The sequence below is a fragment of the uncultured Anaerovibrio sp. genome, assembly GCF_947302755.1.
Taxonomy (GTDB): Bacteria; Bacillota; Negativicutes; order Selenomonadales; family Selenomonadaceae; genus Anaerovibrio.
The window spans coordinates 1-4467 of record NZ_CAMYWM010000166.1 but is presented as its reverse complement, the minus strand read 5'-3'; the positions used below and the strand labels follow the sequence as shown (position 1 = coordinate 4467).

Here is a 4467-nt window from a genome sequence, read left to right as displayed (position 1 = left end):
CTATCGAAAAAATTACCAAGTACACCAGCCTGACTGAGGCGGAAATTCAAGAGCTAGCTAAAGAAATTTAATCACCATCAAAAAATTCCCCCGCTATGTACTGACCATACAGCCCATAGCGGGGATTTTATCTTCAATGCAGTCCATTAATTGGGGTAATTAACTGCCTCATCCATGTACATTTTTGCAAATGCCAAGACCCTATCACTTGCTTTGTCGCTCCTGGCGGTCTTTCTTAGGCTGCTCAGACTTGTTCTCTATATCTGCCTTAACCTTTTCCAGGTACTTGGCCATATAACGGTTCAATCCGGCCATTTCCGCAGTGAACCCCCAGCCATCACAGGCTATATCTCTGATATCAATACCTCTCTTAAACACGCCTCTCAGCTCCTTTTCAGCAGTATTTATACTAATTTTTCAGCAGCTCTTGTGGTGCCATCAGACCTTTCCATTGTGATTATGTTTTCCTTATCCCCCGTTGACTTGGAATTTTCCAAATCCTTAAGGAGCTTTTCCAAAGTGCTTCTGTAATTGGTCAGGGGATCCGAGCCGCCCAATTCATCATCCTCCTTATCTTTGGTTTTCGCCTTCAGGTCAGTGATAATCTTATCCCCGCTTCTCTCCAGTGCAGTCTGAAGCTTCTGGATGGATGCCTTAACCTCTTCATAAACCCTTTCCCGCTGTTCGTCAGTTGTACACTCATCCATGGCCCACTGGGCTTCATCACGAATCTTGTCCATCAGAGCCTCAATGCTTTCCGCAGTGGTTGGCTCCCGTCTGGATCCCCTTGAAGCTCCGAAAGGATCATTTTCAGCTTCCAGCCACGCCGCAATGGCCAGTCCTGCAATCCCGCCTACACCCAACAACAAACCATTTTTCCACCAACTCATAATGAATTCCTCCTTTATTTTTTCTGTAAATGAGTTTCCTTAGGATGATTTAATTATAGAGCAGGGAAAAAAATAAGAGGTTGCCACCCGGGCAACCTTTGAAAAAAAATTATTATTTATGCTCCACATTTGTTGGTAAGAGGATCATAGCCATAATCCATCAGCTTTTCATTGAGATCGATAATATTGTAGGTTCTGGATTCGATGTAGCAGCGCACTATAAGGTCTCTTTTTATACTGCTGGACAAGGCATACCCCGCCCGTCCAATCAGGTCCTGGGTTTCCTCCAGGCTCAGGTGTAATGCTATGGCAAAGGCCAAGGCCGTAGATTTTGTGGGGTGATAATTTTTATCTCCCTTAATCTTGGAAAAAAGTGCCTTATCCACATCAGCCCTTTTGTATATTTCTGCCGGCTTCTTGCCCTTTTCCCTGATAAGCTCTATCAGCTTTTCTGAGAAGGTCAATTCCACTTTACTGCGGATTTTATCCAACAAAAATTGCAGGGTGTCGCCGGCAGCATAAGTGCCGGTAATATCTCTCCTTCCGGAAAGATATTTTCTGGTGCCCGTTAATATTTCAAAAAAGCCCTTACCCGAAGTCTCGCCATCATCAGGTTGATAATGCCATCGGATGTATTCATCAATTTCCTTTTTACTTATTACCTTCTCATCTACAGCCATGTTGCTTCCCCTAATCCTCATCCAGCTTTTCCAAAGCCTTCTCACCAAATATATCCTTTATTTTTCCCCTGGCCTGGGCCTTGATTTCATCGTTGATATACATTTGGGCCAAAAGCAGGGCAATACCAATGGCCGCCGCATCATCAGTATATCCAACGATTGGCGTAAAATCCGGGATAAAGTCAAATGGGGAAATCAGATATCCCAGGGCTCCGTAAATTCCCGCCTTCACCTTCATGGGACACTTTGGCGAGTGGGCCACATAATAAAGCTGCAAGGCCTTGTAAATCAGGCTAATTCCGATGGAAGTGACATTTTCCTTTATCTTTTTCCAAAGCCCTTCCTCAGAATATTCATCTGTATACTTCTCCACTTCAATCTCGCTGAAATCAGCATCAATAGTTTCGTTTTTCATAAAATGACCCCCTCGTCCTTTACTATCCTATACAATAACATAAAAATCCTGCTTACCGAAAAGTATACATCATTCACCCTCAAAAAGGTTGCCGGCCTGGCAACCTTTTCCCTAATATATATTCTATTGGTGTCATGCGGAAATGTCCATTTTTCTCAATCAAAAATACATAAAACATTCCACTCTACAGCTGCCAAAATTCTCAAAACAAAAAAGTGGGGATTATCTCCCCCCAAATAACTATATATTAAGCTTGTTTAGTCATATTTTCTCTAAGAAATTTTGCAATGGGGATTAATTTTTTATTGTAAGCTAGCGACATATATTTTTTCCTTCTTTCTATATGAAGTGCGTGATGCTCCCCCCTATCCCCCCTCCGTCCTTCGGGCATCCTCCCTCCTAGTGGGAGGTGCCCGAAGGACGGAGGGAGCCCACCCGCTCTCTTACCTTTTCATCTATTGCCATACATACACCGGAAAAATTATCATGAATATCATTATTAGCAAATCTCAGTACTTCCAGCCCATATTTTTCCAGCTTATCCGTTCTTATTCTATCCTTTATATTTCCTTCTTCTAAAAAATGCTGACTGCCATCGAGCTCAATTACAAGCCTAGCCTTATGACAATAAAAATCTACTATATAATCATCAATAACTTTTTGACGCTGAAATCGAACTGAATATTGTCTTAAAAAATCATACCACAAATGCCTTTCTTGTTTAGTCATATTTTCTCTAAGGGATTTTGCAATGGGGATTAATTTTTTATTGTAAGCTAGCGACATATACTTTTTCCTTCTTTCTATATGAAGTGCGTGATGCTCCCCCCTATCCCCCCTCTAGTAGGGGGGCATCATCCCTCCTAGAGGAAGGTGCCCGAAGGGCGCAGGGAGCACTCTCATACAGGGAGGTGCCCGACGGGCGGAGGAAGAGCCTCCCTCCTAGAGGGAGGTGCCCGAAGGGCGGAGGAAGAGCCTCCCTCCTAGTGGGAGGTGCCCGAAGGGCGGAGGGAGCACCTACTTCTCTGCGGGAGGGAGCAGCTCAGCTGGCAGAGGAAACGCAACCTTCCGCTTGCCGGTAACTACCTCGTAAATAAGAGATTTCTTGTAGGATTCGAGGTCTTCGATAAGGGATTCTGGAATTACACGATAAAGAAGCCCGCCTTCCACCATTCGTTTGACCTAGGCAGAAAATTCCATGCGGGCCAGTATGTCCTGAACATTATCAGAAAATCCATTAAGATAATCCTCAAAGTTTTCCTCTATATTATCCGGGTTAGCCACCAGCAAATCAAAGGTGAACCTGCTGGTATTGTAGAACTGATAGCCGGATGCAGTCTTAAGGAAGCCCTCCTTTACCGCCAGCTCCTTTACCTCCTCATAGGTCTGTAAAACCTTATGGTGAGTAGGCAGCAAGCAGTCATGGAACCGCTTAATAACCGCCATTGGAAGCACTACCAGACCATACTCATGTGGCTTAATGCACCCACAAGATCATCAGCCACCGACCATACCAATGCCGCCTTCTCCTGAATATTCTTACCAACCTCCTGAATTTTATCATTGCTGGATTCCGCCATCTATGTTCATCCTTCCCCATTGAAAGCTTTAAATCATTACATACAAATAATTATAACGCCATTGTTCAAATTTTTCTTCTTTAGAAGAAAATCTTCCAATTAGCGTTTCCCTAAAGGACTAGCTTCACGTCGCCCTTTCAGGACTAGCTGCGCGTCGCACGAGGCGGTCAGTGTCAGCTGCTCAGCTTCGACTATTGTCTTGCTTTGTAGGACACTTTCGCATGGGACGTATTAACAAAGCATCGTTGCTGCTTTGATACGTCCGCACTGGGAGATATGCTCGCCAGCTGTTGTAGTTTGTTTTCCCCCACCTAAAGAGGTGGGGGACATCTTAAAGCTCGTTATAAGCGACAGGATGGATTCGCCCCCCGACCCACGGCTTAGAAGAAGCTCTGAATATCATGCCCGTATGTTTTTAGTCATTTTAGCTTCTCCCGTACCATCATTAAGGCATAACCCAGCAAATTTTGTCCTTTCCATTTGCCAATATCTAATCTGGCCGAATCATTCATAGATAGCCCTATTCCCCATATTCTATCTTTTACTGCACATTCGGCAAGTATTGCCTCTCCCGTTCCCAACAACCTATCATTTAAATCCTTATTCTGGGAAAATTTAGCTAACAGGCCCTCATATACAACAATCTGCCGAATACCGCTCCAAACGCAATCATCATAGCCAGATACCTGCCGCCCTAGATTCTTTATTTCAGCAACATCATCTGATGCAAGTATCTTGCTGGCGATTTCACCATCGTGGAAGCAGATTGCCTTCCTATACATCATATACTGTTCCATAGAAGAGAATGATATATCCCCAACGGTGAAATTTTTCATGTACCAATTACTTAAATACTCAACTTTCCCAGCATAAATTCTGGAACAATCCCTTAATATACCTGC

8 protein-coding genes are annotated in these 4467 nt (G+C 43.8%); all 8 read right to left on the bottom strand.

Annotated elements, in window-relative coordinates:
- Nucleotides 1–204 precede the first annotated feature (204 nt).
- Nucleotides 205–378 carry a hypothetical protein gene (locus Q0Y54_RS11845; RefSeq protein WP_297968246.1) on the bottom strand — a complete coding sequence of 58 codons (174 nt, stop codon included), beginning with the start codon at nt 376–378 and terminating at the stop codon, nt 205–207.
- Nucleotides 379–404: 26 nt separating this feature from the next.
- Nucleotides 405–890: a hypothetical protein gene (locus tag Q0Y54_RS11840; protein ID WP_297968244.1), complete on the bottom strand. Its 486-nt coding sequence runs from the start codon at nt 888–890 to the stop codon at nt 405–407.
- Nucleotides 891–1006: 116 nt separating this feature from the next.
- Nucleotides 1007–1570 carry an XRE family transcriptional regulator gene (locus tag Q0Y54_RS11835; protein WP_297968241.1) on the bottom strand — a complete coding sequence of 188 codons (564 nt, stop codon included), beginning with the start codon at nt 1568–1570 and terminating at the stop codon, nt 1007–1009.
- Nucleotides 1571–1580: 10 nt separating this feature from the next.
- Nucleotides 1581–1985, bottom strand: a complete 405-nt coding sequence (locus Q0Y54_RS11830; RefSeq protein ID WP_297968238.1) for a YkvA family protein — start codon at nt 1983–1985, stop codon at nt 1581–1583.
- Nucleotides 1986–2384: 399 nt separating this feature from the next.
- The gene (locus Q0Y54_RS11825) at nt 2385–2771 is read right to left on the bottom strand and encodes an endonuclease domain-containing protein (RefSeq protein WP_297968235.1); all 387 of its coding nucleotides are present in this window, start codon (nt 2769–2771) and stop codon (nt 2385–2387) included.
- Nucleotides 2772–3167: 396 nt separating this feature from the next.
- Nucleotides 3168–3431 (bottom strand): type I restriction-modification system subunit M N-terminal domain-containing protein, encoded by a 264-nt coding sequence (locus Q0Y54_RS11820; protein ID WP_297968231.1) that lies wholly within the window; start codon nt 3429–3431, stop codon nt 3168–3170.
- An 8-nt stretch (nt 3432–3439) separates the two neighbouring features.
- A complete protein-coding gene (locus Q0Y54_RS11815) occupies nt 3440–3565 on the bottom strand; it encodes a hypothetical protein (protein WP_297968227.1) in 126 nt (41 codons plus the stop codon).
- 419 nt (nt 3566–3984) lie between these two features.
- On the bottom strand, nt 3985–4467 hold a 483-nt coding region (locus Q0Y54_RS11810), incomplete at its 5' end, for an NADAR family protein (protein WP_297968224.1).

Excerpts from the sequence above, each read along its gene's own strand:
- Q0Y54_RS11840 (WP_297968244.1), bottom strand. The coding sequence starts at position 890 with ATGAGTTGGTGGAAAAATGGTTTGTTGTTGGGTGTAGGCGGGATTGCA.
- Q0Y54_RS11835 (WP_297968241.1), bottom strand. The coding sequence starts at position 1,570 with ATGGCTGTAGATGAGAAGGTAATAAGTAAAAAGGAAATTGATGAATAC.
- Q0Y54_RS11830 (WP_297968238.1), bottom strand. The coding sequence starts at position 1,985 with ATGAAAAACGAAACTATTGATGCTGATTTCAGCGAGATTGAAGTGGAG.
- Q0Y54_RS11825 (WP_297968235.1), bottom strand. The coding sequence starts at position 2,771 with ATGTCGCTAGCTTACAATAAAAAATTAATCCCCATTGCAAAATCCCTT.
- Q0Y54_RS11820 (WP_297968231.1), bottom strand. The coding sequence starts at position 3,431 with ATGGCGGTTATTAAGCGGTTCCATGACTGCTTGCTGCCTACTCACCAT.
- Q0Y54_RS11815 (WP_297968227.1), bottom strand. The coding sequence starts at position 3,565 with ATGGCGGAATCCAGCAATGATAAAATTCAGGAGGTTGGTAAGAATATT.